The 26,959-nt window shown below is 65.1% G+C and carries 28 protein-coding genes; 13 read left to right on the forward strand and 15 right to left on the reverse strand.

Annotated features, from left to right (window positions below):
* Positions 1-85 precede the first annotated feature (85 nt).
* From ACYVNQ_RS08895 to ACYVNQ_RS08905, 3 genes are all read left to right on the forward strand, one after another.
* Complete coding sequence (locus ACYVNQ_RS08895) at positions 86-892, forward strand: FadR/GntR family transcriptional regulator (protein ID WP_460902124.1); 807 nt, start codon at positions 86-88, stop codon at positions 890-892.
* 172 nt (positions 893-1,064) lie between these two features.
* Entirely contained in the window at positions 1,065-1,316 is a 252-nt protein-coding gene (locus ACYVNQ_RS08900) for a toxin HicA (protein WP_460902125.1), read from the forward strand.
* Positions 1,306-1,629, forward strand: coding sequence for a type II toxin-antitoxin system HicB family antitoxin (locus tag ACYVNQ_RS08905; RefSeq protein ID WP_460902126.1), 324 nt, complete (start codon positions 1,306-1,308; stop codon positions 1,627-1,629). Before ACYVNQ_RS08900 ends, ACYVNQ_RS08905 begins: the two co-directional genes overlap by 11 nt.
* Before the next feature lie 95 nt (positions 1,630-1,724).
* Here ACYVNQ_RS08905 and ACYVNQ_RS08910 read toward each other — a convergent pair whose 3' ends face one another.
* From ACYVNQ_RS08910 to phnG, 10 genes are all read right to left on the reverse strand, one after another.
* Positions 1,725-2,891, reverse strand: coding sequence for a porin (locus ACYVNQ_RS08910; protein ID WP_460902127.1), 1,167 nt, complete (start codon positions 2,889-2,891; stop codon positions 1,725-1,727).
* Between the two features lie 311 nt (positions 2,892-3,202).
* A complete protein-coding gene (locus tag ACYVNQ_RS08915; protein WP_460902128.1) occupies positions 3,203-4,318 on the reverse strand; it encodes a succinylglutamate desuccinylase/aspartoacylase family protein in 1,116 nt (371 codons plus the stop codon).
* Positions 4,319-4,773: 455 nt separating this feature from the next.
* On the reverse strand, positions 4,774-5,556 hold the full coding sequence (locus ACYVNQ_RS08920; protein ID WP_460902129.1) for an ABC transporter substrate-binding protein: 783 nt from the start codon (positions 5,554-5,556) through the stop codon (positions 4,774-4,776).
* Positions 5,557-6,239: 683 nt separating this feature from the next.
* The gene (locus ACYVNQ_RS08925) at positions 6,240-7,373 is read right to left on the reverse strand and encodes an alpha-D-ribose 1-methylphosphonate 5-triphosphate diphosphatase (RefSeq protein WP_460902130.1); all 1,134 of its coding nucleotides are present in this window, start codon (positions 7,371-7,373) and stop codon (positions 6,240-6,242) included.
* A gap of 26 nt (positions 7,374-7,399) precedes the next feature.
* Positions 7,400-8,176, reverse strand: a complete 777-nt coding sequence (gene phnL / locus ACYVNQ_RS08930; protein ID WP_460902131.1) for a phosphonate C-P lyase system protein PhnL — start codon at positions 8,174-8,176, stop codon at positions 7,400-7,402.
* An 8-nt stretch (positions 8,177-8,184) separates the two neighbouring features.
* Positions 8,185-8,964 carry a phosphonate C-P lyase system protein PhnK gene (gene phnK, locus ACYVNQ_RS08935; protein ID WP_460902132.1) on the reverse strand — a complete coding sequence of 260 codons (780 nt, stop codon included), beginning with the start codon at positions 8,962-8,964 and terminating at the stop codon, positions 8,185-8,187.
* A complete protein-coding gene (locus ACYVNQ_RS08940) occupies positions 8,961-9,869 on the reverse strand; it encodes an alpha-D-ribose 1-methylphosphonate 5-phosphate C-P-lyase PhnJ (protein ID WP_460902133.1) in 909 nt (302 codons plus the stop codon). The genes phnK and ACYVNQ_RS08940 overlap by 4 nt, the downstream gene beginning before the upstream one ends.
* Positions 9,866-11,116 carry a carbon-phosphorus lyase complex subunit gene (locus tag ACYVNQ_RS08945; protein WP_460902134.1) on the reverse strand — a complete coding sequence of 417 codons (1,251 nt, stop codon included), beginning with the start codon at positions 11,114-11,116 and terminating at the stop codon, positions 9,866-9,868. The genes ACYVNQ_RS08940 and ACYVNQ_RS08945 overlap by 4 nt, the downstream gene beginning before the upstream one ends.
* Positions 11,116-11,778, reverse strand: coding sequence for a phosphonate C-P lyase system protein PhnH (phnH, locus tag ACYVNQ_RS08950; RefSeq protein ID WP_460902135.1), 663 nt, complete (start codon positions 11,776-11,778; stop codon positions 11,116-11,118). Before phnH ends, ACYVNQ_RS08945 begins: the two co-directional genes overlap by 1 nt.
* Positions 11,778-12,212, reverse strand: coding sequence for a phosphonate C-P lyase system protein PhnG (gene phnG / locus ACYVNQ_RS08955; RefSeq protein ID WP_460902177.1), 435 nt, complete (start codon positions 12,210-12,212; stop codon positions 11,778-11,780). Before phnG ends, phnH begins: the two co-directional genes overlap by 1 nt.
* Before the next feature lie 13 nt (positions 12,213-12,225).
* On the opposite strand from phnG, the gene ACYVNQ_RS08960 reads away from it, so the two are divergent.
* The 6 genes from ACYVNQ_RS08960 (at position 12,226) to ACYVNQ_RS08985 (ending at position 17,521) form a co-directional block, all read left to right on the forward strand.
* Positions 12,226-12,453, forward strand: a complete 228-nt coding sequence (locus ACYVNQ_RS08960; protein ID WP_460902179.1) for a hypothetical protein — start codon at positions 12,226-12,228, stop codon at positions 12,451-12,453.
* A 21-nt stretch (positions 12,454-12,474) separates the two neighbouring features.
* Positions 12,475-13,227: a phosphonate metabolism transcriptional regulator PhnF gene (phnF, locus tag ACYVNQ_RS08965; protein WP_460902136.1), complete on the forward strand. Its 753-nt coding sequence runs from the start codon at positions 12,475-12,477 to the stop codon at positions 13,225-13,227.
* Positions 13,224-14,174: a DUF1045 domain-containing protein gene (locus ACYVNQ_RS08970; protein ID WP_460902137.1), complete on the forward strand. Its 951-nt coding sequence runs from the start codon at positions 13,224-13,226 to the stop codon at positions 14,172-14,174. The genes phnF and ACYVNQ_RS08970 overlap by 4 nt, the downstream gene beginning before the upstream one ends.
* A 5-nt stretch (positions 14,175-14,179) precedes the next feature.
* Entirely contained in the window at positions 14,180-14,725 is a 546-nt protein-coding gene (gene phnN, locus ACYVNQ_RS08975; RefSeq protein WP_460902138.1) for a phosphonate metabolism protein/1,5-bisphosphokinase (PRPP-forming) PhnN, read from the forward strand.
* 171 nt (positions 14,726-14,896) lie between these two features.
* Complete coding sequence (locus tag ACYVNQ_RS08980; RefSeq protein ID WP_460902139.1) at positions 14,897-16,084, forward strand: M20 aminoacylase family protein; 1,188 nt, start codon at positions 14,897-14,899, stop codon at positions 16,082-16,084.
* Positions 16,085-16,216: 132 nt separating this feature from the next.
* Positions 16,217-17,521, forward strand: coding sequence for an MFS transporter (locus ACYVNQ_RS08985; protein WP_460902140.1), 1,305 nt, complete (start codon positions 16,217-16,219; stop codon positions 17,519-17,521).
* Between the two features lie 47 nt (positions 17,522-17,568).
* Here ACYVNQ_RS08985 and ACYVNQ_RS08990 read toward each other — a convergent pair whose 3' ends face one another.
* A complete protein-coding gene (locus ACYVNQ_RS08990; protein WP_460902141.1) occupies positions 17,569-18,399 on the reverse strand; it encodes an IclR family transcriptional regulator in 831 nt (276 codons plus the stop codon).
* Positions 18,400-18,733: 334 nt separating this feature from the next.
* Here ACYVNQ_RS08990 and pcaF point away from each other — a divergent pair, with 334 nt between their 5' ends.
* Complete coding sequence (pcaF, locus tag ACYVNQ_RS08995; RefSeq protein WP_460902142.1) at positions 18,734-19,936, forward strand: 3-oxoadipyl-CoA thiolase; 1,203 nt, start codon at positions 18,734-18,736, stop codon at positions 19,934-19,936.
* 327 nt (positions 19,937-20,263) lie between these two features.
* Positions 20,264-20,845, forward strand: a complete 582-nt coding sequence (locus tag ACYVNQ_RS09000; RefSeq protein WP_460902143.1) for a hypothetical protein — start codon at positions 20,264-20,266, stop codon at positions 20,843-20,845.
* 148 nt (positions 20,846-20,993) lie between these two features.
* On the opposite strand, the gene ACYVNQ_RS09005 is transcribed toward ACYVNQ_RS09000, so the two are convergent.
* The 3 genes from ACYVNQ_RS09005 to ACYVNQ_RS09015 form a co-directional block, all read right to left on the reverse strand.
* Complete coding sequence (locus ACYVNQ_RS09005) at positions 20,994-21,380, reverse strand: DUF2917 domain-containing protein (RefSeq protein WP_460902144.1); 387 nt, start codon at positions 21,378-21,380, stop codon at positions 20,994-20,996.
* 262 nt (positions 21,381-21,642) lie between these two features.
* Positions 21,643-22,995, reverse strand: a complete 1,353-nt coding sequence (locus ACYVNQ_RS09010; protein WP_460902145.1) for an APC family permease — start codon at positions 22,993-22,995, stop codon at positions 21,643-21,645.
* Positions 22,992-23,318: a putative quinol monooxygenase gene (locus ACYVNQ_RS09015; RefSeq protein ID WP_460902146.1), complete on the reverse strand. Its 327-nt coding sequence runs from the start codon at positions 23,316-23,318 to the stop codon at positions 22,992-22,994. Before ACYVNQ_RS09015 ends, ACYVNQ_RS09010 begins: the two co-directional genes overlap by 4 nt.
* A gap of 149 nt (positions 23,319-23,467) precedes the next feature.
* Between ACYVNQ_RS09015 and ACYVNQ_RS09020 the strand changes: the two genes are divergently transcribed.
* Both ACYVNQ_RS09020 and ACYVNQ_RS09025 read left to right on the forward strand, forming a co-directional pair.
* Complete coding sequence (locus ACYVNQ_RS09020) at positions 23,468-24,448, forward strand: helix-turn-helix transcriptional regulator (protein WP_460902147.1); 981 nt, start codon at positions 23,468-23,470, stop codon at positions 24,446-24,448.
* 241 nt (positions 24,449-24,689) lie between these two features.
* Entirely contained in the window at positions 24,690-24,905 is a 216-nt protein-coding gene (locus ACYVNQ_RS09025) for a hypothetical protein (RefSeq protein ID WP_460902148.1), read from the forward strand.
* A 64-nt stretch (positions 24,906-24,969) separates the two neighbouring features.
* Here ACYVNQ_RS09025 and ACYVNQ_RS09030 read toward each other — a convergent pair whose 3' ends face one another.
* The gene (locus ACYVNQ_RS09030; protein ID WP_460902149.1) at positions 24,970-26,931 is read right to left on the reverse strand and encodes a sigma-54-dependent Fis family transcriptional regulator; all 1,962 of its coding nucleotides are present in this window, start codon (positions 26,929-26,931) and stop codon (positions 24,970-24,972) included.
* Between the last annotated feature and the right edge of the window lie 28 nt (positions 26,932-26,959).

Below are 26,959 nucleotides of genomic sequence, written 5' to 3' on the forward strand. Positions count from 1 at the left end.
GTATAAAGCTGTTCCAAAGCTGTCAACCGAAAATGGATTTGCGTACAATGGGCCGCATGGTCGAATTTCTTGAAAGGATCGATGGATGAGCCCGGCTTCATCCCGCAGCGCAGCCAGAAGCGAGCAGAGCGGCGTCTCGTTTGATTCGGGCACGCTCGGCGAACGGGTGGCGGAAAAGCTGCTGTCCAAAATCCGCGGCGACGGCCTCGCGCCGGGTACGCGGCTGCCGTCCGAGCACGCAATGGCGCTGCATTTCGGCGTGAGCCGCACGGTGATGCGCGAGGCGATCGCGTTGCTGAAGGCCGATGGCTTGCTGACCACGCGCAAGGGCAGTGGCGCGTTCGTCGGGCACACCGGCGGCCCGCATGCGGGGATGATGGATCCATTGACCGAGCAGTCGGTGCAGTCGCTGCTGAACCTCACCGAAGTGCGGCGCGGGCTCGAAGCCGAGATTGCCGCGCTCGCGGCAGTGCGTCGTACGCCGGGGCAGCTCGCGGAGATCGAGCACGCGTTACGGCATGTCGAAGACGCGATGCGCGCCGGCGGCGACGGTGTCGAGGAAGACGTGCAGTTTCATCTGCGCATCGCCGAGGCGACCGGCAATCCGTACTGGGTGAGCTTCATCGAGATGTTCGCGCAGCAGATCCGGCTCGCGGTGAAGGTGACGCGCGCGAATGAAGCGCGGCGCCTCGACTTCATGAACCAGGTCACCGAAGAGCACGAGAAGATCGTGGCGGCGATCGCCGTGGGCGATCCCGAGCGCGCACGTGCCGCGGCCGGCGACCATATGCTGTGCGTCGCGGAACGCGTGCGCCAGGCCGACCGCGATTTCTGGGCCGGCAGCGGCGGTGCATTGGCGCGCGATCTGGTGCGCAACTTCAGCGACAGCTAGCGCGCTGTGCGGCGCGATGCGCTGCTTCTGTATCTCTCTCCTCTCTTTCACAACGCGTGTATGCACACGTGGGCTTAGCCATTTCGATCGCTCGCCGGCGACGACGCTCGGTTGCTAAATGGTGCCAATAGTGGCACCATTTGATCCGAGTGCAACAACACGCTGTCGTCTCATGAACCAAAAGACTCTTGAACAAATGCGCCGTGAACCCGCTAACGTGAAGTTCACAGCGCCGCTCAAAGTCTGCGAGGAACTCTTCGGCAAGCCACGGCAATCCGGCACCAGCCACGCGGTCTTCAAGACTCCATGGCCTGGAGACCCTCGTGTCAATATTCAGAATGACAAGGGCAAGGCTAAGGCGTATCAGGTCCGCCAGGTATTGCTGGCTATCGAAAAGCTGAAGGAGAAGGAAAGTGCCTGCTGATCACTACACGTACCGGGTTACATGGTCGCCGGAAGATAGCGAACACGTTGGTCTGTGCGCTGAGTTTCCATCGCTGTCATGGCTAGACCGCTCGCCGGACGCGGCGTTGAAGGGTATCCGCGCGCTGGTGGCCGATACTGTCGCCGATATGAAAAAGAATGGCGAGGCGATTCCAGATCCACTCGCGGAGAAGCGCTATAGCGGCGAGTTCCGTGTGCGTATCCCGCCCGAGCAGCATCGGGCACTCGCGATCAAGGCTGCGGAGCAGGGTGTAAGCCTCAACCGGCTTGTTAGCATGAAGCTCGCAGCCTAGGCCGCTCGCAATAAAAAAGCGCCCCACAGGGCGCTTTTTCACACGCAGACGCAGACCCAGCCCCGCACAACGCGGCGCCGGTCCACTCTCCAGCTTTAGAACTTGTGGCGCATACCCACGCGGAACGCCAGTTGGTTCTGCGAGTTCGAGCCCGAGTTGCCGAAGAACGACGTGCTGTCGCCGATCTGCGCTTGCAGGTTCGTTGCGCCGACCTTGCCGCTTGCGTCCTGGTACACCACGAGGCCGTACACGTCGGTGCGCTTGCTGAGTGCGTAGTCGACGACACCGTTGACCTGGTTCCAGTGGCCGTTAGCCGCGCCCGACAGGTGCATGTACGTGTAGCCAGCCGCCAGCGACAGCGCTTGCGTCAGGGCCCACTTGCCGCCCGCTTCATACGCGGTGTAGATGCTCGAACCGAGCGAGATTGGCTCGAAACGCGTGTTGGTGTACAACGCCCACACCGTCGCCGGGCCGAACGTGTAGCGGCCGCCCACGCCGAACGTGCGCAGATCCTTGACCGTCGAAGCAACGTTGGTCGCCGTCGAGCCGGCGCTGAAGTTCGCCAGCGAAACCGGGAAGGCCGGCGACGACAGCTGCGGGAACTTGATGTCCGTGTACGCTGCGCCGATGCCAGCGCCGCCGAACGCGTAGTTCAGGCCGAAGCTGTACGTGCGCGACGAACCCGTCGTGGTGCCGACCGTCGGCGCGCCGCCGAACGAGCCTGCCTGGTTCGAGAAGCCGTACAACGCGCCGAACGTCACGCCGTAGAAGCTGGCGCTGCTGAACTTCACCGAGTTGTTGATACGGCTCGACGTCAGCTGGTCGACGTCGTTGATGTGGTACGCGTAGTTGCCGGCGACCGTGTTGCTACCCGTCGAGTAGTTGCCGAGCACGTCGGTCGACAGCGAGTACTGGCGGCCGAACGTCACTGCGCCGACGTTGTCCTTCGACAGACCGACATACGCTTGACGGCCGAACAGTGCGCCGCCCTGGCCCAGCGTGCCGTTGCCGCTGTTGAAACCGTTTTCGAGCACGAAGATTGCCTTCAGGCCGCCACCCAGGTCTTCCGAACCGCGCAGGCCCCAACGGCTACCCTGTGCCACACCGTCGTCGTACTTGAAGATCTTTTGCGAGTTAGCGCCGCTGTGGTTCGCGTAGCTGATACCTGCGTCGATGATCCCGTACAGCGTCACGCTGCTTTGTGCGTGAGCAGCCCCGGCGAAGGTTGCGAGCAGCGCGGTGGTCAGTACTTTCTTGTTCAAGGAATTCTCCGAATTTAGTAAGGAATGCGGGCGACATTCGCCTTGCTCTACGGCAGGGTCGCGCGTCGGTCGCAAATTTACGGGGATGCGGAGAATCCAATATGACAGTTGCGTTATTCAGCAACTATGTAGTGCAAATGCTACATAACGCTTCGCGATATCGGAAAGATGTGCAGGCCTTTACATCAGCTTTTCATAAAGCGGTTGTAGGTCGGCTGTATGCAGAGATACTTCGCATGATGTGTCTGCCGCGGCAGCCAGGTCGAATCGCGCCCAATCAGGCCGACCCGGCTGCCAGCGGTCCTGTTACCTCAAGCCGACAGCAACGAGCCGCTGCGGATCGCCTTCGCGCCGGCCACGCGGGCGACTTCCATCCCCGCGGTAGCGAAGCGCGACACGTGCCGCGCGTACATCACGCCGGCCACGCTGCTCTTTAGCGTCGTGACCTGATCGGTCAGCGGATCGATGATGTCGGCGATTTCCTTGCCGGCGTCGACCCATTTGCCCACTTCCGCGCGGAACACCACCACGCCGCTGACCGGTGTGACGATCGGCTCGGTGCCCGCCAGCGGCGTAGCGGCGAACTCCAGCGGCGGCATCGGCGCGGCCTTGCCGTCGATCACGCCGCGATGTGTCAGGTACTCGATGATGCCTTGCGCGTCGTGTTCGGCGAGCTCGTACGACACGTCGCGCTGGCTACGCAATTCGACCGTCACCGAAATCGAGCCGTTCGGAATCGGATAGCGGCCGCCGAAGCGCGTGCGCAGATCGGACCAGCAGAAGCTGTGAATCTCGTCGAACGGATTGCCGACCGAATCGAGCGCGAGCAGCGATGCCTTGGCATCCAGATAGCGCGACAGCGGTTCGACGTCGGCCCACAGGTCCGGGTTCGTGTACAGGTGCAGCGCGGCTTCCCAGTCGCAGTGCAGGTCGAGCACGATGTCGGCGTCGTACGACAGCAACTGCAGCGCGAGGCGCTGCGATTCGAGCTCGGTGCGCGGCTTTTGCGCGTTGAGCGCTTCGCGCATCGTCGCGCGGATCGCGACGCGATTGCGCTCGATGTCGCCGGTCAGGCGCTCTTCGACGAGCGGTTCGACCAGCGCGGCGAGGTTATAGAAGTTGCGGTTGAAGTTCTGCGCGGTGTTGCTCTCGAAGCGGCCCGCGAGCAGCCCGAGCATGAACTGGTTCAGGCCGATCGGATTCGCCACCGGTACCACCACGACCTCGCCGCGCAGCTTGCCGGCGGTTTCGAGTTCGGCGAGCTTGCGGCGCAGCGCCCACGACACCAGCATGCCGGGCAGTTCGTCGGCATGCAGCGATGACTGGATGTAGACCTTCTGTGCCCCGCCGGGGCCGTAGTGGAAGCTCGTCAGATTGCGCGCGGTGCCGAGCGACGGGGAAATCAGCGGATGAGTCCTGGTTTGCATGATGTGGGGGGCGCGGCCGGGTGTGAGCGCCGCGCTATGTGGTTGATTGCAGTGTAAAAACGGTGATGAACGGGTTGCGCGCGCGGTTGCGTACGACACAGCGTGCGGTGCCGCGCGCAACGCTGTGCGCGGCTCGCTCGCGCGGCGCACAGCGGCGCACAAGCTGGGCGAATTGCTCGATCTTAGCCGATCCGCGTTGCCGCGCCCATGCCGCGGTGGTTTGCCTGTGCTGGCGGCCTTAAAAGGCGGCCTTAACTGGCGGCTCTAAGGCAACGCTAAAGGCCGCACGAAACGGGCCATGAAGCGGCCCGTGAAGCGGCCCGTGAAGCGCGCGACTAAAGCACAGCTAAACGCACCGCTAAACAGTAGCCTCAAAACAAAAGCGGGCTTCGCACCCGGCGAAGCCCGCTTTTCAACCTGCATCGGCGGCGCGTCGAATTGCGCCGCCGCGTGGATCAGCCGCCGTACACGTCGAAGTCGAAGTACTTCTTCTCGATCTTCTTGTAGGTGCCGTCCTTGATGATGTCGGCGATAGCCTTGTCGACCTTCGTCTTCAGGTCGGCGTCTTCCTTGCGCATGCCGATGCCGGCGCCTTCGCCAAGGATCTTCTTGTCTTCCAGATCCTTGCCGACGAACTGGAAGCCCGCGCCGCGCGGCGTCTTCAGGAAGCCGATTTCAGCTTGCACGGCGTCTTGCAGCGCTGCGTCGAGGCGGCCCGAGATCAGGTCGGCGTAGACCTGGTCCTGGTTCTGGTACGGCACGACCTTGGCGCCCTTCGGCTCCCAGTAGGTCTTCGCGTAGGTTTCCTGGATCGTGCCCTGTTCGACGCCGACCGTCTTGCCGGCGAGCGATTCAGGCGTCGGCAGCAGGTTCGAGCCTTTCTTCGCGACGAGGCGCGTCGGCGTGTTGAACAGCTTCGACGAGAAGGCGATCTGTTCCGCGCGTTGCGGCGTCATCGACATCGACGACAGCACGCCGTCGAACTTCTTCGCCTTCAGGGCCGGGATCATGCCGTCGAAGTCGTTCTCGACCCACACGCACTTTGCCTTCAGGCGATTGCAGATTTCGTTGCCGAGGTCGATGTCGAAACCGACCAGCTTGCCGTCGGAGCCCTTCGATTCAAACGGCGGATAGCTGGCGTCGACGCCGAAACGGATCGTCGTCCAGTCTTTGGCGTGTGCGCCGATCGAAACGGTGGCGAGCAGGGCAACCGTCAAAGCCGCTAGCAGTTTTTTCACTGAGATACTCCCGGAGTGGTTCTTAAATGGTCGCGCAGATGGATTGTGCTATGCGACATTGCCCGGCGCGGGTCGCGGCGGGCTGGTTATTCGGCTGCCGGCAGGGCCGCCAGCAGCGCGCGCCAAGCTTACCAGTCCAAAAATATTACGGACCTGGTAAAAGACCGGATGGCGCGCCAGGCAAAGCGCTGCCGCGCCTGGCCGCAAACTGCGGGCCGGCGGGGTGTGAAAGGTAAACGACAGTTCAGCGGAAGCCCGGAGCCGGGCGGCAGGGCCGCTGCGCGGCGCGATGCCGCGTGGGTTTTTTGTTGCGTTGCGGTAGGACGCCGAGGTAGGGCGCCGTGGGCAGTGCAATTTTTGCGCAAGCGTGTGACCGGCTGACGACAGCGGTAGCGCACGCTGCCGGCGGCCGATCGATGCGCCAGCGCGGCGCCGGCAGGCTGATGAGCGAGCCTGCCGCCGGCAGAGCGACGCGCCTGCGCGCTTCCGGCACGTCGACGCGCCAGTTGAGCCGGCAGAGCGACGCGCTGGCGTTGAGCCGGAAGCCGACGGCTGGCGCGCCGCCAGCGGATCATCGTGCGCCCGTCACAAGCCGCATGATGTGCGGCAAGCAGCAATACCGCCCGATTGGTTCCGTGCAGAAGCGAGAGTCGACGCGCCAGCCGCTGTGCTGCGCGCTGCCGTTAGACCACCCGCTCGCCAGCCCGGTACGTCGAGCGCGGCACCGGCAGCGCGTCCATCATCGTCACACGCACGAAGTCGGCGCGCAGGCCGGGTGCGATCACGCCGCGATCGTGCAGGCCGGCTTTCTTCGCCGGTTCCGCAGAAACCGTCGCGATCGCGCGCGGCAGTGTCCAGCCCGCTTTTTCGACCAGATCGAAGGCCGCGGTCATCAGGCTCGACGGCACGTAATCGGACGACAGGATGTCGAGCAGACCCGCCTGCGCGAGTTCGAGCGCCGACACGTTGCCCGAGTGCGAGCCGCCGCGCACCACGTTCGGCGCGCCCATGATGGTCGCAATGCCGTGCCGGTGCGCGGCTTCGGCGGCGAGGCGCGTGGTTGGGAATTCGGCCAGCACCACACCTTCGGCGGCAGCCTGTTCGACGTGTTCGACGAGCGTGTCGTCGTGGCTCGCCACCGGCACCTGCAGTTCCTTGCAACGCGCGATGATCGCGCGGCGGTGCGCATCCGCGTAACGCTGCTGTTCGGCGGCGAGCTCGTTCAAGGTGCTTTCGGCTTCTTCGTCGGAAAGCTTGCCGTGGCGCTCGGTAAACTTGCGCCACTGCTCGCGGTCGTGCCATTGCCGCTGGCCCGGCGTGTGGTCCATCACCGAAGCGAGCCGCAGCATCGGATGCGCGGAAAGCGAATCGAACACTTCGATCACGTCGCCGGTGGCGATTTCGCAGCGCAGATGCAAAAAGTGATCGGCGCGCAGCAGCTTGCGCTCGGAAAAGCGCGTCAGCGCTTCCGCGCAGCGTGTCTGGATGCCGCGCTCGCGCGGGCCATTGTTCTTGCGCGAGCCGATTGCGAGCGCGTCGAACACGGTGGTGATGCCGGCAGCGGCCACCTGCGCGTCGTGAATCACGAACGCGGCGTCGGTGTTCCAGTGCACGCCGGGGCGCGGCGCGAGGTGTTTCTCGAGATTGTCGGTGTGCAGCTCGATCAGGCCGGGCAGCAGGTAATCGCCGTCCCAGTCCTGGGATTCTTTTGCCGACGTCGTGCCGCGCGAAATATCGCGGATCACGCCGTCTTCGATCAATACAACGCCGTTGAATTCTTCATCCCGCGTAACGACGCGGGCGTTCCTGATCAACATCGTAATGCTCCGGTTGAGATTGGATGTCAGTGTAGGGTGGCCGTGTGACGCAGCGGTGGAGTCAGCTCGAGGCGGCGCGTGGCGACGCGCGCGCGGGTGTCTTCGTCGTGGAAGATGCCGACGATCGCCGCGCCGCGCAGGCGCGCTTCGACGATCAGATCGGCCACCACGTCGCGGTTTTCCGCATCGAGCGATGCGGTCGGCTCGTCGAGCAACAGCACCGGATGCTCGGCGATCAGCCCGCGCGCGATGTTCACGCGCTGCTGTTCGCCGCCGGAAAAGGTGGCGGGCGCCAGCGACCAGAGCCGCTGCGGCACGTTGAGGCGCGCGAGCAGTGCGGCCGCGCGCTCGCGCGCTTCGGCTTCGGGCACGCCGCGTGTGACCAGCGGCTCGGCCACCAGCGTGAGCGTCGGTACGCGCGGAATCACGCGCAGAAACTGGCTCACGTAGCCGACCACGCTGCGCCGCAGATGCAGTACGTCGTGCGGCGGTGCGCCGCTGATCGCGCGATGGCGCATCTCGTGCGCGTCGTCGCGCACCAGGATCGTGCCCTCGCTAGCGAGATAGTTGCCGTACAGGCAGCGCAGCAGCGTGCTCTTGCCGGCGCCCGACGGGCCGACCAGCACCACGCATTCGCCGCGTTCGACGTCGAGCGAGACGCCGTCGAGCGCGTCGATCTGCACGCCGCCCTGGCCGTGCAAAGTGAAGGTCTTCGCTACGCCGACCGCGCGCAGCATCAACGCCGGATGGTCGGCGAAGCCGCGTGCGAAATCAGGCGCGGCGTGGGATTCGGTAATGGACATCGATGACCTCAAACCGGCAGAACCGAGGAAACCAGCGTTTGCGTGTACGGATGCTGCGGATCGTCGAGCACCTGATCGGTCAGGCCCGCTTCGACCACTTCGCCGCCTTGCATCACCATCAGCCGGTGCGCGAGCAGCCGCGCCACGCCGATGTCGTGCGTGACGATCAGCACCGACAGATGCAATGTCGCCGTCAGCGAGCGCAGCAGGTCGAGCAGGCGCGCCTGTACCGACACGTCGAGGCCGGCGGTCGGCTCGTCCATGAACACGAGACGCGGCCCGGTGACCAGATTGCGCGCGATCTGCAGGCGCTGCTGCATGCCGCCCGAAAACGCGGCAGGCAATTCGTCGATTCGCGTAGCGTCGAGCTCGACACGCTCCATCCATTGCGTGGCGGTGGCGCGGATTTGCCCGTAGTGCCGTGCGCCGACTGCCATCAGCGGCTCGCCGATGTTGGCGCCGGCCGATACGCCCGTGCGCAGCCCTTCGCGCGGATTCTGCTGAACAAAGCCCCATTCGGTGCGCATCAGCAGACGCCGGCGCGGCTCGGACAGCGCGCGCAGATCGAGGCGGTCGCGATTCGCCGACGTGTAATGCAGCGTGCCGCTATCGGCTTCGGTGCGCAGCGCGAGCGTGTTCAGCAGCGTCGTCTTGCCCGAGCCGGATTCGCCGACGATGCACAGCACCTCGCCAGGATACAGGTCGAAGCTTACGTTGCGGCAACCGTTGCGACCGCCGAATTGTTTGGTCAGCGCGCGGGCGCTCAAAAGCGGCGTGGGTGCCGTCATGCCTGTTCTCCCGCCTCGTTCGCACCGGCCTGCCCGGCGCGGCGCTCGTGGCAATAATCGCTATCGGAGCAGACGAACATCCGCTTGCCGCTGTCGTCGACGATCATCTCGTCGAGGAAGCTGTTCGTCGAGCCGCACAGCGCGCACGCGTGATCCCAGCTCTGCACTTCGAACGGATGGTCGTCGAAATCGAGGCTGCGTACCGGCGTGTACGGCGGGATCGCGTGGATACGCCGTTCGCGGCCCGCGCCGAACAGCTGCAGCGCGGGGTTCATATGCATCTTCGGGTTGTCGTACTTCGGAATCGGCGACGGCGACGCGAGGTAGCGGTTGTTGACGATCACCGGGTAATCGTAGGTGGTCGCGATGCTGCCGTGATGCACGATGTCTTCGTACAGTTTCACGCTGATCAGGCCATAGTCGGCCAGCGCGTGCAGCTTGCGGCTTTCGGCGACGCGCGGCTCGAGGCGGAACAGCGGCTCCGGGTTCGGTACCTGGTAGACGAGAATCTGCTTGTCGGTGAGCGGCGTTTCCGGAATCCGGTGACGGGTCTGCACGATGCTCGCTTCGACCGTGCGGCGCGTGGTTTTCACGCCGGCCGTGCGGGCAAAGAAGCGGCGAATGTTGACCGCATTGGTGGTTTCGTCGGAACCCTGGTCGATCACTTTCAGCGTGTCGTCGCGGCCGATGATCGATGCGGTCACCTGGATGCCGCCGGTGCCCCAGCCGAACGGCAGCGGCATTTCGCGCGCGGCGAACGGCACCTGGTAACCGGGCACCGCGACGGCTTTCAGCAGCGCGCGGCGGATCATCCGCTTGGTCTGCTCGTCGAGGTACGCGAAGTTGTAGCCTTCGGCGGCGCTGTCGTAGTCGGGCGCCGCGGCTGCGGTGTCTCGCGCGTTCATGCGGCTTGCTCCTGTGCGGCGTGCGGGGTGCTTGCGATTGTGTCGCCGGGCTGGCCTGCGGCGGCGCGTGCATTCGATGCGGCGTTGTCGCTGTGCGCGTCATTGCGTTGATCGGCTGCGGCCGATGCCGACGATACCGCGGCGGCCGCATGCTTCGCGCGCAGTTTGCGCACCAGTTCGAGTTCGGACTGGAAGTCGACGTAGTGCGGCAACTTCAGATGCTGCACGAAGCCCGACGCTTCGACGTTGTCGCTGTGCGACAGCATGAATTCGACGTCCTGGGTCGGCGAGCGCAGCGTTTCGCCAAGCTCTTCGGCGCGCAGTGCGCGGTCGACCAGCGCCATCGCCATCGCCTTGCGTTCGCTGTGGCCGAATGCGAGGCCGTAGCCCTGCGTGAACGACGGCGGCGCTTCGCCGCTGCCGGCAAACTGGTTGATCATCTGGCATTCGGTGATGTCGATGTCGCCGATCTCGACGGCTTCGCCCAGTTCGTCCAGTTCCATTTCGACCGCGATGCTGCCGAAGCGGATCTCGCCGGCGAACGGGTGCGAGTGCGCATAGCCGCGCTGCGTCGCATAGCCCATCGCCAGCAAAAAGCCTTCGTCGCCGCGTGCGAGATTCTGCAGGCGCGTGGCGCGGCTTGCGGGAAAGGCCAGCGGTTCGCGCGACAGGTCGCCGGGTTCCGGCGCGTCGGGCGTGATGCTTTCCTGCTCGATCAGGCCTTCCTTGTTCAGCAGCGCGACTACGCGCGGCATCGGCTCGGCCGCTTTAGTGGTGCTGGCCGTATGGGTGGCGCCTGCTACCGCTTGCGCCATCGCATCGCCGCGCGCCGCATCGCCGTCGGCCAGCAGCGCGAAATCGAGCAGACGCTGCGTGTAGTCGTAAGTCGGGCCGAGCAGCTGGCCGCCGGGCACATCTTTGAAGGTCGCGGAAATACGGCGCTCGGCGTGAATCGCCTCGGTTTTCAGCGGCGCTGTGTAGCCGAAGCGCGGCAGCGTGGTGCGATACGCGCGCAGCAGAAAGATCGCCTCGACGAGGTCGCCGGCTGCCTGCTTGATGGCCAGCGCAGCGAGGTCTTCGTCGTACACCGAACCTTCGGTCATCACACGCGCGACCGCGAGACGCAGCTGTTCGCGAATCTGCGCGACGCTCAGTTCGGCCAGGCGCGGGTCGCCGCGCCGTTCCTTGTCGAGCAGACGCCACGATGCCTCGATCGCGCGTTCGCCCCCTTTGACGGCAACGTACATTAGTTGAGCTCCACTTGAGTGGTGCGCGGCAGACCCAGCACGTCGTCGCCGCACACGAAATAGCAATCGATGCCGCACGGAAAGAGCGGCGCCAGCTCCGCGCGTTCGCGCCAGAAGCGCTCAGGCAGGCCGACCGGCGCGATGCTTTGCGTATGCTCGATGCCGGGGCCGCGCAGCGTCAGCGGTGCGCCGCCTTGCAGCGCTTCGACGCGGATCAGCAGCGTGGCAGCGTGCTCCGGTGCGTCGGGTTCGCCGATCGCGAAGGCTTCGAGTGCGGGCAATGCCTGGGCATCGTGCAGATACGCGAATGCAGCGCGCTGCGGTTCGTCGACGAGCGGCGCGCCGGTGTGAAAGCGCAGCGCCGCGGCGAGCTGCGCGTCGTGTTGCGCGAGCCAGACCGGGGTCGAAAAATCGCACAACGTGAGCAGTGCCGCGTAGGCCGCGCGGGCCGCTGCCGGGCGCGGTACGGCTGCGGCGGAGGCATCCGGCAGCACGCCTGCCAGTGTCTGGATCGTGCCCGGCCGCGCCAGCGTATCGAGCAGCGTGCGGAACACGGCCTGCGTGTCGTGTACCGGATCGGCGAAACCTGGGGCGAGTGTGGCGAGGGAGAGCGGCGCTTCGTTGAGAGACTGCTTCGGTGCCGGGTTGGTCTGTGTGTTCATCAGTCGCCTCGCACCATCGTGAAGAATTCGACCCGCGTGTCGGCGGTATCTTGCCGGCGCGCTTCGCGCGCGGCCGCGATGCGTGCGGCGAGCGGTTCGATCAGTTGCGCGTGCAACTGCTCGGTGTGCTGCGGTAGTTGCAGCAGCGCGTCTGCAATAGCAGCGAGTTCGGCGCGGCGGCGGTCGCGGCCCAGATGGCACGCGACGCCGACCGGTGCTGCGGCAGCCGGTTCGCGCAGCCGCAGCGTGGCGCGCGTGACGGTTGCTTCGCCGAGATTGAAGGCGTCGCCGGTGCCGCCGACGCGGCCGCGGACCATTGCCAGACCGGTTTCGGGCGCGCGCAGCCAGTCGTACGCGGGCAGCGCGGCGCCGTGCAGCGCGTGTTGCAGTGCGGCTTCGAGCTCGGCGCGCGGGGTGCGGGCCAGCACGGCCATCCATGCACGCCGCATGGCTGAAGCTGGCGCAGAAGATGCCTTGGACGATGCATTTGATGATGCATCAGGGGCGGGGAGATCGCTCATCGCAGGTTCCGTGGTGTCGATGTCCGGTTATTTGAGCATCTATTCATCTAAACGTCTAGACGTTTGTGGATACAATGCCGTTCTGACAGGGCAGCGTGATGTTTTCATATTTTCATCACGGCCGGCACAATACAATTGGGAGCTCCATATTTGAAACGAGGGGAATGACAGCACCATGACATCGAACGACGACGCGATACCCGGCACGTTGCTCGAGCGCGGCGGCGGCGTCGCCGTATGGCGGCAGATCGAACAGATACTCTCGGCGGAGATCGCGGCCAGCGGCTTCGGCGAGGAAGGACGCTTGCCGAGCGAAGCGGAACTGGCGCGGCGCTTCGACGTCAATCGCCACACCATCCGCCGCGCGATGCTCGGGCTCGCCGCGCTTGGCCTCGTCAGCGTCGAGCAGGGGCGCGGCACCTTCGTGCAGCCGGGCGCGATCGACTATACGATCGGGCGCCGCACGCGCTTTACCGAGAACCTGCGGCAGCAGCAGTCGGCAGGCGTGCTGTTGGCGTCGGCCCGGGTGAAGGCTGAGCCGAACGTCGCGAAGGCGCTGGGCTTGCGTGGAGGAGTGTCGGTGTATCGGCTCGATACGCTGCACGAAGCGAATGGCGTGCCGTTGACCTACGCGCGCAGCTGGTATCCGGCCGCGCGCTTCGTCGATCTGCCCGACGTGCTCGAACGCACCAGCGGCATGACGCGCGCGCTCGCCGAATTCGGCGTGACGGACTACCTGCGCAAGTGGAGCCGGATCGGCAGCGTGCTGCCAGATGCGGATGTCGCGCGGCGTCTGAATATCAACCGGCAGCAGCCGGTCCTATGGGTCGAGAATGTCGACGTCGATACCGAAGGCACGCCGATCAAATACGGCTTTACGCACTTCGCGGCGGATCGGGTTCAATTGCTGGTGGAGAACGACATATGAGCAAGGCTTATGTCGATGATGTAACGACTGTTCCGGTGAGCTGGTCGCAACACGCGCGCTTTGCGATTTACTATGCGCCGTCGCGTGCGTCCGAATGGTGGGCGGCGGGGTCGGCGTGGCTCGGGCGCGATGCGGAGCGTGAGGACGAGTTTGAGGCTGTTGAAAAGCCGTCCGCCGCTGCGTATCCTGGCGATGAAGGTCCGGTGGATGGGGGCCTTGCCGCTGCTGCGTATTCTGGCAATGAACAGCCTGCCGATGGGAACCTCACCGAAGAACAACGCGCTGACGAATATCGCGTCGCGGAACACCGTATCGCGGAACGCCGCGCAGGCGAAGCGCCGCCCTACGAAGCGCATGCGCCCCATCCGCAACTGTCGGGCGCGCTCGCCGATCTGACCGCCGCGCCGCGCCGCTACGGCTGGCACGGCACGCTGGTTGCTCCATTCCGGTTGGCGGACGGCGTGCGTCCCGACGACCTGCTTGGTGCAGTGCAGCGCTGGGCGCGCACCCGCAGCGGTTTCGCGTTGCCGGTCGATGTTACGTTGCTCGGCGATTTCGTCGCGTTGCGGCCCGCCTCGGACGAAGGCGACGCCTTGATGCGCGGCCTCGCCGCCGATGCGATGCGCACCTTCGCACCGCTGCGCGCGGCGCCCACGGCGGCGGAGCTCGAGCGGCGTCTGGCCGGCGGACGGCTCACGGAACGGCAGCGCGCGCTGCTCGTCGAATGGGGCTATCCGTACGTGTTCGACGAATTTCGCTTTCACATGACGCTGTCGAACTCGCTGGCCTCGGCGCACGACTGCGTGGCGATGGTGGACTGGTGGCAGCGCGAGGCTGAGCGCCTCGGACCGCTGCCGGTGCAAAGCGTGGCGCTGTTCGTCGAACCGGCGCCGGGCGAGCCGTTCGTGCTGTGGCGGCGGCTAGCGTTTAGAACAGCGGAGGCATAACGCGCATGCAGGGTCGATTGATCTATGTGATGGGGCCATCGGGGGCGGGCAAGGATTCGCTGTTGCACTTCGCCCGCGATCATGTCCGCGGTGATTCGGTGGTGTTCGCGCATCGTTACATCACGCGTAGCGCGGGCGGCGGCGAAAACCATATCGCGCTGACACCGGAAGAGTTCGACGCGCGTTCCGCGCTTGGCCTGTTCGCACTCGAATGGGCCAGCCATGCGCTGCGCTATGGGATCGGTATCGAACTCGATGCGTGGTTGATGCGCGGTTGCACGGTGGTCGTCAACGGGTCGCGCCAGCATCTCGAGAATGCGCTCGAGCGCTACCCGCAGATGGAAGTCGTGCACGTCGAGGCGCAGCCGCATATTCTCGCGGCGCGTCTGGGCGCACGGGCGCGTGAATCCGCGGAGCAGGTCGCGGCGCGGCTTGCGCGGCATGCGCCGTTCGCGCTGCCGGACGGCACGCAGCTTACGCGCATCGACAATTCCGGCGCGCTGGAAGTAGCGGGGCATCTGCTGGTGCGAGTGGTGCGCGGCGTGGCCTGAGCGTGCGCCGTGTGCTGCGCGCGACGTTTCAGGCAATACGCATCGGGTCATCCGCTGCGCTAACATCGGGGCTTTTGCAGCAACTCACGCTGCCTTTCAACTGAAAGGCGCCGACTCCGGCCAGGCATTCGCGCCGCGCATTCGGCGCCGCTCGACCCGGAGCCTGTGCCGATGAACGATACCCGCTATGCCGAGATCGCCGATCTCGAACCCGCCGCCGCAGACCTGCGCGAGATCCGCCACCAGATTCACCACCATCCCGAACTCGCGTACGAAGAAGTGCAGACCGCTGAGCTGGTCGCGAGCAAGCTCGAGGCGTGGGGTTGGCAGGTCACGCGCGGTGTCGGCCGCACGGGTGTGGTGGGCACGCTGAAGGTGGGCAGCGGCACGCGCAGCATCGGCATTCGCGCGGATATGGATGCGCTGCCGATCATCGAGCAGACCGGCTTGCCGTACGCAAGCGGCACGCACGGCAAGATGCATGCATGCGGCCACGACGGGCACACCACCATGCTGCTCGGCGCCGCGCAACATCTGGCCGCGACGCGGCGCTTCTCCGGCACGGTGCATCTGTACTTCCAGCCGGCCGAGGAAAGCGGCATCGACAGCGGCGCGATGGCGATGATCAAGGACGGCCTGTTCGAACGCTTTCCGTGCGATGCGGTATTCGGTGTGCATAACCATCCGGGCGCCGAGCCGGGTACCTTCCTGTTCCGCAAAGGGCCGTTCATGTCGGCCGGCGACAAGGCGACCATCACGATCGAAGGCGTGGGCGGCCACGCGGCGCGCCCGCATATGACCGTCGACCCGGTGGTGATTGCGGCGAGCATCGTGATGGCGTTGCAGACGGTGGTTGCGCGCAATGTCGATCCGTCGCAGCCGGCGGTGGTGACGGTCGGCTCGATGCATGCCGGCACCGTCAACAATGTGATTCCGGCTAGCGCGAAGCTCGAACTGAGCGTGCGTTCGTTTAGCCCGGAAGTGCGCGCGCTGCTGAAGCGACGCATCACCGAACTGGCCGAAGGGCAGGCCGCGAGCTATGGCGGCACGGCGAAGGTCGACTACATCGAAGGCTATCCGGTCGTGATCAACTCGGATGCGCAGACCGATTTCGCGATCGAGGTGGCGCGCGAACTGGTCGGTGACGACAACGTCGTCGCACATGCGGACATCCTGATGGGTAGCGAAGACTTCTCGTTCATGCTGCAAAAGCGGCCGGGCACGTTCCTGCGGTTGGGCAACGGCGTCGGCGAAGACGGCTGCATGGTGCACAACCCGCACTACGATTTCAACGACCGCAATCTGCCGATCGGCGCGGCGTACTGGACGCGGCTCGTCGAGCGGTATCTGGGGCTTTAGGATTCGACGGGCGGTGGCGCGGAGATCGCGCGAACGGAGCCGGCGTAGTACGCACCTCACGCGCCGCGCGACACATCAGCAGCCAGCAACAAGACAATCTCAAGCACCACCGGCCAACGGGAGGTCTGCACGATGAGCACCGCCACGCAACAGGCGACGCAACCCACGCAAGCGCAAAACGCGGCAGCAGGCCGTGGCGCGATCGCCGCCGCGGTGATCGGCAACTGGCTCGAGTTCTTCGACTTCACCGTGTACGGCTTTTTCGCGGTGATCATCGGCAAGCTGTTTTTCCCTTCGACTGATGCGACGGTGTCGCTGCTGCTGTCGGTCGCCACGTTTGCGGCGGGTTTTTTTACGCGGCCGCTCGGCAGCGTGTTACTCGGCGTCTATGCGGACCGCAAGGGCCGCAAGTCCGCACTCAATCTGACGATCACGCTGATGGCCGCCAGCACCGGTCTGATCGCGATTGTGCCGACGTACGCGCAGATCGGCATTGCGGCGCCCTTGCTGGTGGTGTTTGCGCGCCTCGTGCAGGGCTTCTCGCAGGGCGGTGAGTTCGGCGCGGCGACCTCAGCGCTGCTCGAAAATGGCGCGAGCGAGCGACGTGGTGCGCGCACCAGCTGGCAACTGGCTACGCAAGGCGCTGCCGCGTTGAGCGGCTCGGGTATCGCGGCGCTGCTGTCGGCGACGTTGTCGAGCCAGTCGCTGGAAAGCTGGGGCTGGCGCGTACCGTTCGCGCTCGGCGTGCTGATCGCGCCGGTTGGGTTGTATCTGCGGCGGCGTCTTGCGGATCAGCCGCCGGCGCAAGCGCACGGTATCGAGCGTGGCGTGCTGCACGAGCTATTCACGCAGCACGTGCGCACGCTGGTGCTGCTCACGCTGACGGTGATGGGCGGCACCGTCACGACCTACATCCTGACTTTCTACATGCCGACCTATGCGATTCACACGCTTGGGTTGCCGATGTCGCTATCGATGCTGGTCGGCGTCGCGGCCGGCTTCGTGATGTTCGTCACGTGCCCGCTGTTCGGCATGCTGTCGGATCGCATCGCGAGCCGCAAGCTGCCGATCCAGCTCGGCCGCGCGGTGCTGGTCGTGCTGCTGTGGCCGGCCTTCATGCTGATCAACCGCTTTCCGACGCTGCCCGTGATCATGTCGCTGACCGCGTTGATGCTGGTGTTCTATTCGATGGGCTCTGCGACCGGCTTCGCACTGATGTGCGAATCGTTTCCGCGGCGCGTGCGTGCGACCGGCATTTCGATTGCGTATGCGGTGAGCGTCTGTGTGTTCGGTGGCACCGCGCCGCTCGTTGCGACGTGGCTGATTCGCGTGACCGGCAGCAAGCTTGCGCCGGCCGGCTACGTGGGCGCGTGTGTGATCGTGTCGCTGGTGGCGGTGTCGTTGCTGCGGGAGACGGCGGGGCAGCCGGTCGATTGACCGCGGGTTTGATGCGCACGACGCGCTGCATGCCGTGGCGCGCTACCTCACCCGCGCAGCGCCACCATCTCCGACACGCTTTGCGCCGCATGCTGCAGCGGCTCGAGAAACGCCTTCACCATCTGCTTCGCAGACGCGCGCTGCGCATTGCCGCTGATATTCATCGCCGCGATCACGCGCCCTTGCCGGTTGCGAATCGGCGCGGACAGCGAAATCAGGCCGCCCTCCAGTTCCTGATCGACGATCGCCCATCCCTGACGGCGCACCTGCGCGATCGCGCTCTTCAGTTCCTGCTTGTCGGTGACGGTGCGCGACGTGTAAGCCCTGATATTCGATGCTTCGAGCGTCGCGTCGAGTTGCGCATCGTCGAGCGCCGACAACAGCACGCGGCCCATCGACGTGCACCACGCCGGCAAACGGCTGCCGATCGACAGATTGATGGTCATGATCTTGTGCGTCGGCACACGTAGCACATAGACGATCTCGGTACGATCGAGCACAGCCGCCGAGCAGCTCTCGTGTACCTGCGCGGACAGGTTTTCCATCACCGGTTCGGCGACGTTCCAGAACGGCATCGACGTCAGATACGCGAAGCCGAGGTCGAGAATGCGCGGCGTGAGCCGGAACAGGCGGCCGTCCGCCTCGACGTAGCCGAGCGTTTGCAGCGTCAGCAAAATGCGCCGTGCGCCGGCGCGCGTGAGGCCGGTGGCCGCTGCGACGTCGGTCAGCGTTTGCGCGGGCCGCTCCGCATTGAACGCGCGGATCACCGCGAGCCCGCGTGCGAACGACTGCACATAGGAATCGCCCGGCTTGTCGGGCTGCTCCGCGTCGGCGGCGGCTGCTGCAGCGGCCGGTGACGCTTGAGTGACTTTGCTCATGAGCGGATGGCGTGCGGAAATGACATGCGGCGGTGCGCAAAGCCGTGACGATAGCGCAAGCCCTGCAATTCGCCAACCTCGCGGCGCGCGCCTTGCGGGACGCGGACGAGGCGTCACGGAACGAGTACTGCGTTGCCGGTAGCATGCTTGACATGCTTTCCGGCGCACGCCTATTATGGCATCAATTGTTCGATACCTGACCTTTTGTTCGTATAAAGAACAAAACGGCAAGCCAGGCTGGACGATCGAACCGGGCGAATCCCGGTAGAAAGTCCGTTTCGAATCCCTCTCGGCGCGCTCACGCGGCGCCGTCATCGCATCGATGGAGATATAGATGACTGAAGCTTTCCTGTGCGACGCGATTCGCACGCCGATTGGCCGCTACGCCGGTTCGCTGTCGCAAGTGCGCGCGGACGACCTGGGCGCAGTGCCGTTGAAGGCGCTGATGGAGCGCAATAAAAACGTCGACTGGAACGCAGTCGACGACGTGATCTACGGCTGTGCCAACCAGGCCGGCGAAGACAACCGCAACGTCGCGCGCATGTCGCTGCTGCTGGCGGGGCTGCCGCAGGGGGTGCCGGGTTCGACGGTCAACCGCCTGTGTGGCTCGGGCATGGATGCGGTCGGGATTGCCGCGCGCGCGCTCAAGGCCGGCGAGGCTGGGTTGATGGTGGCGGGCGGCGTCGAGAGCATGAGCCGCGCACCGTTCGTGATGGGCAAGGCAACCGCGGCGTTCGCACGCCAGGCCGAAATCTTCGATACGACGATCGGCTGGCGTTTCGTGAACCCGCTGATGAAGCAGATGTACGGCGTCGATTCGATGCCGGAGACCGGCGAGAACGTCGCGCAGGAATTCAACGTGAGCCGTGCCGACCAGGACGCGTTTGCGCTGCGCAGCCAGTTCAATGCCGCGCGCGCGCAGCGTGACGGCACGCTGGCGCAGGAAATCACGCCGGTTACGATCGCGCAGAAGAAGGGCGACCCGGTGGTCGTGTCGCGCGACGAGCATCCGCGCGAAACCAGCCTCGAAGCGCTGGCCAAACTGAAGGGCGTGGTGCGTGCGGACGGTACGGTGACGGCCGGCAACGCTTCGGGTGTGAACGACGGCGCGGCGGCGCTGTTGCTGGCCAATGAGGAAACCGCCAAACGCTTCGGCCTGACGCTGCGCGCTCGCGTGCTTGGCGTCGCCACCGCCGGCGTCGCGCCGCGCGTGATGGGTATCGGCCCGGCGCCTGCCACGCAGAAGCTGCTCGCACGTCTTGGCATGAAGATCGACCAGTTCGACGTGATCGAGTTGAACGAAGCGTTCGCGTCGCAAGGCCTCGCGGTGCTGCGCACGCTCGGCGTGGCCGACGACGATCCGCGTGTCAATCCGAACGGCGGCGCGATCGCGCTCGGCCACCCGCTTGGCATGAGCGGCGCGCGTCTGGTGACCACCGCGATGTATCAGCTGCAGCGCACGCAAGGCCGCTTCGCGCTGTGCACGATGTGTATCGGTGTCGGTCAGGGCATTGCGATCGTGATCGAGCGCGTCTGATCCGATTGGCCGCGGACGCATCGAGCGCCCGTAATGAATAACCGCGGCGTGCCTGGCCGCGGCTTCTAAATTTTACGGTTCTCCTGAACGCCGGCAGTGCCGCTCGTTGTCATCGAGCCGCGCCTGCCGGCGTTTTTACATCCGCCACGATTCATCGCGCATCGAAAACCTTTACACAATGTGATGGATATCAACCGCGATCGCCGTAATGGCAGGTTATGATTCGCTTTCGTCGGGATGACGAAGTTATTTCGATGCGGTGACCATGCATAAAAATGATCGCACTGTATTCGGCAATAACTGAAAACACCTTCACAGGAGAACCAGATGAAAACAGCCATGGCAGCCGCATTGCTCGCGGCCGCATGCGTAATGCAACCGGCGTGGGCACAAGACGCGCTGGCGAGTTCCGCGCAAGGTGTCATCAGCGCCGTCGAACCGGTACATATTCAGGCGAAGATCGTCGGCATCGATGCCGCGGCGCGCACGGTCACGCTGCAAGGCCCGGCCGGCCGCACGGCAATCGTGCTGGTCAGCGACCAGGTGGCCGACTTCAGCAAGCTGAAAGTGGGCGATAACGTCGACGTGCTGTACAAGAACGCGCTGCTGGTAACGGCTGAAAAGGTGCAGGGGGCCGACAAGGGCATTCGCGCGCGGGTGGAGACCCAGGTCTACCAGCCGGCATCGGGCGGTTACGATACGGCGCGCCAGATCGAGGTGCTTGCCACCGTGCAGAAGATCAACCTGAAAAAGCGCAACGTCACGCTGCGTGGCGCTTATCAGACGCAAACCCTCGACGTCGGTCCGGACGTCGATCTGAAGAGCCTGAAAGTGGGCGACACGGTTCACGCGGTATTTGTATCGGCAGCCGCGGTGAAGGTCACGCCTGCCGGAGCTGCCATGCAATAACGCTGTCACGCAGCAATGCGTGTGCAGTGACATCGCGCGTGCGTGAAAGGCGCGCGCAACCCACCGTACCGCTGTGACATAACGTGCAGCGGTGCGGTTGGTTCAACGCCGGACCGGCGCCGCAAAGCCGGCGAAGGCTTCGGCAACTTCAGCGCGAATGCGGCGCATAGATATCCGGATTCAACACTGACAAACGCGCGAGCCAACGTCTCACGATACCGCGCCGTGCATGCGGATAAGTGGTCAACACAAGGCGCGCGGCAATCTCGCCGTCGGTGCTGATCCATACACGTTCGCCGCGTTTCAATTGCAGCGGCTGGCCGGGCTGCAGCCAGTGGTCGTATGGCGAAGCCGCGCGGGTGAGCCACACGCGCTCGCGCAGCACGCATAGCTCGCCGTTGGCTTCGATACGCCACGATAGTGTCGCGCCGGGTTGTACTTCGAAATGCAGGCTTACTTTCGGCAACTTCTCATCGCACGGTCGCGACAGGCTGTGCGGCACGTGCTGATCGAACTGCGGACTTGGCTGGTCCATCATGCGCTCCATCGTTTGAGCCGGGAAACGTGGAAGCCGCACGCACAAAACAAAAAGGCCCCAACCGGTTCCGGCGGGGCCTTGGGATCTTGTTTTGCAGGTCGAAACTGCTAACGCATCAACACTCCCACTGCCCCATTGGTAATGGCTCGATTGCGCCACATATGGGCGATCGCAATGGCAGCGGCGGTGGAGATGAGCGTAAGCATGCGGCTGAGTTTGTCTGCTGCGCCACGGCTTGTCAACCAGATTTGTTGCGGTGTCATCGAAAATTTGTTTCGCCATTCGTGCATGAAGAAGCATGGCGAGGTGCGGCAACTTTGTCGCTGCTCGCGCGGCGCCACTGCAGATACAGCAGTGCACCCGCTGCGATGGCAAGCGGCCATAGCAGATACCACCCCGTCACGATGCAAAGCACAGCTACCGCAACCACGGCGACGAAGGCCGCGCGGCGTGCCCAACTGCGGCGCGGAAGCAGACGCAGCGCAGCGGTCGTACCGAGCGCGTAGACCACCACGAACGAGCCGGTCGTCGCGAGCACCAGCGAACGTGCTTCGATCTTTGCAAGCACGACTGAACCTAACATCGCGAGAGCAAGCAAGGCCACCAGCAGCAGACTGCGGCGCGGCACGCCGCCTGCGCGGCTGCCCTGCGCGAGCCAGCCGGGCAACGCACCGTCGCGGCTGAGCGCGGCGCCGAGCTGTGCCGCGCCGGCGAAATAGGCGTTCATCGTGCCGAGTGTCAGCAGCAGGGCGGCCACGGCCGCGAGCAACTGAGTCTTGCCGCCGAGGCCGATCACGAGCAACTCGGCGAGCGGCGCGTGGGTGCGGCCGGCCGCGGGCCCGAGCACCAGCACGCTCGCGCCGGCCACTGCCAGATACAGCACGCCGACTACGCCTACCGCGATGCCGGTGGCAAGCGGCAGGTCGTGCGCCGGCCGGCGAAATTCGGCGGCGAGATGGGTGATCGCTTCCCAGCCTGCGAAACTCCACACGAGCAACGCGGCAGCAGGGCCGATGGCCAGCCAGCCGTGCGGTGCGAACGGATGCAGATTTTCCGCACGCGCGTGCGGCGCCGAAACGAAAACCGCCGCAAGCAGCAGCGCAACGAGCAGGCCCGCCAACACCAGTTGCAGACGCCCGGATACCGTGACGCCGAACGCGTTGGTGACGGTGACCACCACGATCAACGCGGCCGCCGTGCCGACGATCGTGGTCTGGCCACCGCCAAGCGCGGCCGCAACATAGGCGCCGCCGAACATTGCCGCAGCCGGCGCGCCGGCCGGCACTGCGAAATAAAAGCACCAGCCGACCACCGCCGCGGCGCGTGGCCCAAATGCGTACCGCACGTAGGTCGCCACGCCGCCTGCATCGGGATAGCGTGCGCCGAGCGCGGCGAAGGTCGCGGCGAGCGGCGCGGACAGCACGACCAGCGCGGCCCACGCGACCAGTGAGGCTGGGCCGGCAAGCTCGGCTGCCAGCGCGGGCAACGCGATGACGCCGGTGCCGAGCACCGCGCCGATATACAGCGCTGTGCCTTGTGTCACGGTCAGGCGGCCCGAGGCAGCGTGCGTCGCCGCCGCATGCGTTGCCGGCGTGGCGCGCGCCGGGTTCATATGCTGAGCTCCCGGCCGCTGCGCTGGTCGGCGCGTAGCGCGTGCCAGATCGTGATGTCGCGCGGTTTGACCAGCAGTTCGGGCAGCGCCGCGTGCCACGCCTGACGGTAAGGATGATTGATCTGTTCTGCGAGCACGTCCTGATGGTCTTCCCACGTTTCGTAGAGCATCAGCCGGTGCGGGCTGTCCGGATCGCGATGCAGCACGGCGTGATGGAAGTTGGGCTCGTCGCGCATGGCATCGAGCACGCCGTCGAGCAGCGTCATGAAGCGCTCGAGCTGTGCCGGCACGACCTGAAAACGAACGACATACGTGACCGGCATGCGATGCCTCCTTCAATGAACGAGATCGGATAATGCGGTTCGGTGCCTTGCCTGGCGGTTGTGCGACGCTGTCTTTTCTATCCACCGTTATACTCGCCAATACCTGACACCCGCTGTCATGAATTTGCGAATTGATACGGAGATTGCCCTTGCGCCCGAGCCGGCTGGTGTCGATGCTGCTGATGCTGCAGGTCAAAGGCCGCGTGACGGCCGAGGCGCTGGCGCAGGAATTCGACGTGTCGGTGCGCACCGTTTATCGCGACATCGACCAGCTGAGCGCGGCTGGTGTGCCCGTCTATGCCGAGCGCGGCCCGGGGGGCGGCTTTGCGCTGCTCGACGGCTATCGTGCGCGGCTCACCGGCATCACCAGGGCGGAGGCGGAGACGCTGTCGATTGCGGGCCTGCCGGACGCCGCGTCGGAGCTGGGTCTGGCCGGGCAATTGCGCGCAGCGCAGCTGAAGCTCGTTACTGCGTTGCCGGACGCCGCGCCGGATGCGTCGCCAATCGGCTCACGATTGCATATCGACCCGGTGGGCTGGTACCGGCGCGCGGCGCAGGTGCCGCATTTGACACTGCTGGCCAGCGCGGTATGGGAGCAGCGCCGCATCGCGATGGACTACCGCAGTGTCGAGTGGCTCAACGGCGACGACCCCACCCCGCAACGCGAGCGCATCCGCGATCCGCTCGGGCTCGTGCTGAAGGCCGGCGACTGGTATCTGGTGGCACGCGCCCGCACGCAGATGCGCACCTACAAGGTGGCGAATATCGCGCATCTGACGGTGCTCGAGCAAAGCTTCGAGCGGCCGGCTGGTTTCGATCTGCGAAGCGAATGGGCAACCGCCGTAGCGTCGTTCGAGCGTAGCCTGTTGAAGCACGTTGCTCGGCTGCGGTTGTCGCCCGAGGGCGTCACGCGCCTGGCGCTGCTCGGCGCGGCCGCGACCGAACAGGCAACCAGCGAGCCACCGGATAGCGACGGCTGGCAGGAAGTTACGCTGCCGGTCGAGCGGCTCGATTACACGGCGCAGCAACTGCTCGGTTTTGCCGGACATGTCGAGGTGCTGGAGCCGGCCGAATTGCGCGCGAAACTGCGTGGTCTTGCGCAGCAGATTGCGACGCTAAATGCCGGGTAATCCGGCCGGCGATCTGGCGATGCGGCCGCGTGCAAACACGTTATGTGCGGCCAGTTTAAGCTTCCCGAGACATCTCGCGCACTTGCGCCGCACACCTCTACGGCCGTCCGAACCGGCATTTCCTGCCAACGTGCGAACGAATCAGGCCAACCTGCATAAACGGCCATCCGCGTACCCCAGAGCTCCTGTAATGTCGCAACCATGATGCTGCGTAAGCAGTTGGAACATGGTGGAGATGGACATGGAAATTCTTCTTGTGGCGGTTGTGGCGGTCGGCTTCGGTGCTTACTCGACGTGGTTGCTGGCGACTTCGATATCGGAACGGGTACTGATGCGCAGCGCGCGTTACGGCCGCTATGCAGACCTTGGCGACGAGCCGCAAGAACTCGCACCGGTGCCGCAGCGCGCGGCCGGCAAGCGCCGCATCGATCAGGTGTCGCCGCTGAACTCGCGGTAAGTCAAAGCGCGGCGGTTCTGCGCAACAGCGTGGTTTTTGCGCGTTCCGACGCGCACTGCGCACGCTAGCCGCGATGCGGCCCGACGATGCCGAGCTTTGCGATACGCCGGTACAACGTCGCACGCGACATGCCGAGTTCCACAGCGGCCGCGTTCGGATGCCAGTGATGTCGCGTGAGCGCATCGACGATGCGGGCCCGTTCATCGCCGTCGACGGCGAGCGCCGGCAATGCACGCTCGCCGGGTGCGAGCGTCGCGGCGATGTCAGGCGACAGATGACGCAACTCGACACGCGTGCCATCGCAAACGGCACACGCATAGCGCAGCACATTGCGCAGTTGCCGGATATTGCCGGGCCACGCGAAGTTGCATAGCCGTTCGGCAAGACGCGCATCGAGCGTCAGCACGTGGCCCGCGCCTTGTGCTTCCTCGTCGAACACCGCGTGTACGACGTCGAGAATGTCGGCGCGTTCGCGCAGCGGTGGAATCTGCAAGGTCGCTCCGCTCAACCGATAGAACAGGTCCTCGCGAAATGTGCCTTCTGCAACCATCTGCGAAAGTGCGCGATGCGTCGCGCAGATCACGTCGAGATCCACGCGTACGGGCGTATCGCCGCCGAGCGGCACGACTTCGCCTTCGGCGAGCACACGCAGCAGCCGCGTTTGCAAAGTGAGCGGCATATCGCCGATTTCGTCGAGGAATAGCGTGCCGCCATGCGCAAGGGCGATCTTGCCGCGGGCACCGCGGCTGCGTGCGCCGGTAAACGCGCCGGGTGCATAGCCGAACAGCTCGCTTTCGATCAACGCTTCGGGAATCGCGCCGCAGTTGACTGCAACGAACGGACGGTTGCGTCGCGCGAGCGCATCGTGCAGCGCGTGCGCGAATACTTCCTTGCCGACACCGGTCTCGCCGAGAATCAGAATCGGCAGGCGTTTTCCGGCTACGCGCAGTGCCACTTCGGCGGTGCGTGCGACATGGGCGTCGCGGCTGCGCAAAAAGCGGCCGAGTGTACCGACGCCACTGCCTCCGCTCGCCTCATCGTGATCGCGTTGGCTGTGCGGCATGCCCGCCTGCGCATGAGCGCCCGCACCCGACGTATGCGCTACGCGCTGCATCGGCGCACGAATCCGCGCATACAGCAGCGCACCGGTCGCACGCAGCCGCAGCGGCACGATCGTATCGGTGCGCGCGACATCATGTAGATGCAGCGCAGACGTGTCGAAGATTTCGTCGACATGGCGTGGCGCATTGAGGCCCGCAATACATTCCTGAGCCTTGCGATTCGAGGCCGCGATATTGCCGCATGCGTCGAACGCGAGCAGCACCTCGGGCTGTGCTTCGACGAAGTTGCGGCTCTGATGGCCGAACAGCACCCAATGATGCGCAGTCTGGTTCAGGAAATAGCCGTCCTCGATCAACGCTGCGCTTTGCCGCACCAACTGAAATACCAGCTTCTGGCTGTCGCGGTTATCCGGCGACTGCACCGCGGACGCATCGAGCACGCCGATCAGTTCGCCGGTCGGTGCGAAGATCGGTGACGCGCTGCAGGTCAGCGTCGTAAACGCCGCGCGGAAATGATCGGTCTTGTGCACGGTGATCGGCGCAAGATCGGTCAACACGTTCGCGACACCGCAGGTGCCTTCTTCGCGCTCCGACCAGCACGAACCGATATAAAGCCCTGCATGCTTGAAATCGCTGCGCCGGTCGCGGTCGATCCGATAGTCGATCGTCACGCCGTGCGCGTCAGTCAGCATCACGCAGTAATCGGCGACGCGAATCATCTCGTGCAGACGCGCGAGGCACTGGCCCGACGCGCGCAGGAATGCTTCCTCCTTGCCCTGCACCTCGCGTAATTCCGCAGACGTAAGCACGCGCGGCCCGATCACCGAGCCCGGGTCGAGCCGGTATTGCTCGAACGAGCGCTGCCACGACGATACGAGCCGCTGCGAATCGGCCGGCGCGGGTAGCCGGCCTTCGATGGCGCCGCGCACACGATCGATGTGCTTCGCTTGCGGAACGTAGGGCATCGTCGGCTCCTTCCAAGCGGCGCGCGCT

The sequence above is a fragment of the Paraburkholderia jirisanensis genome, assembly GCF_054782355.1.